Genomic DNA, 935 nt, shown 5'->3' on the forward strand with positions numbered 1-935 from the left:
GTGTGTATGAAAATGCGGTCATGGCTAATGGGGGGCGCATCGGCTATGATGATTTTGCTAATGGTCAGCTGTCAGGTGTATCTATAGCGAATGGTGCTGGAAATCCAATTACTGTTAAAGGTGAGCGTATTGAATTAAAGCGCTTATCTACAGAGCAGCCTACTTGGCCATCAATTCAAGGTAATGCCCTTTTTAATCTCAGTGACAATATTGAGATGCGTATAGAGGTCACTACAGGCCCTACAGTCGGAGGGAATTATTTATTTGGTGGGATAGATAATGCTCAATCTTGGGAAAGTGGTTTATTAGGGCGTCATAATGTGTACTTTTTGGATGGTGCTATTTATTCGAAAACGGTTAAAAATAGTGTAAGTCAGCCAAATCAGTTGTTAATGAACGCAGAGCCCAATACGACCTACGTCGTTGCATGGACTACATCTGAGCAAGAAACCACGTTAACGGTGTATCCAAAAGGCCACCCAGAGCAAGCAGTGAGCCGCACAGAGTCAACAAGTGGCCGCGGAGATAAGAACAATAAGCTCATGATATATGGCCACACAGCATCGTATGGCAATAGCAGTGTGGTTTACCTCGAAAACTACAGTTTAGCGCATCAAACACAGAGTGTTGAACGCTACCAATACGACCAACAAGGGCGTTTAGTCTCAAGCTTAGATGGCAACCAGAATGCGGCATTGGGTGTCAATGCCACAGATACTGAAATTGCGAGCGCAGCAAGTCAGCAAGGGGCGCACATTGAGTACGATATACTGGGCAATATTCGTATCAGTCAAGACCGAGAAGGGGCACAAACCCGCTATTACTATGATGCCCAAGGCAATCAACGCTTTGAGATAGATGCACAAGGGCAAGTGACTGAATACCGTTATAATGCCTTTAATGAACGCACCGATGTTCTTCGTTATCACACCGTG

The 935-nt window shown here is 44.9% G+C and carries 1 protein-coding gene; it reads left to right on the top strand.

Annotated elements, in window-relative coordinates; genetic code table 11:
• The coding region (locus J8L98_RS24425) for an RHS repeat domain-containing protein (RefSeq protein WP_210998656.1) at positions 1 to 935 on the top strand (935 nt) is incomplete at both ends.

This window comes from Pseudoalteromonas sp. MMG013 (genome assembly GCF_018100885.1).
Lineage (GTDB): Bacteria > Pseudomonadota > Gammaproteobacteria > Enterobacterales > Alteromonadaceae > Pseudoalteromonas > Pseudoalteromonas aurantia.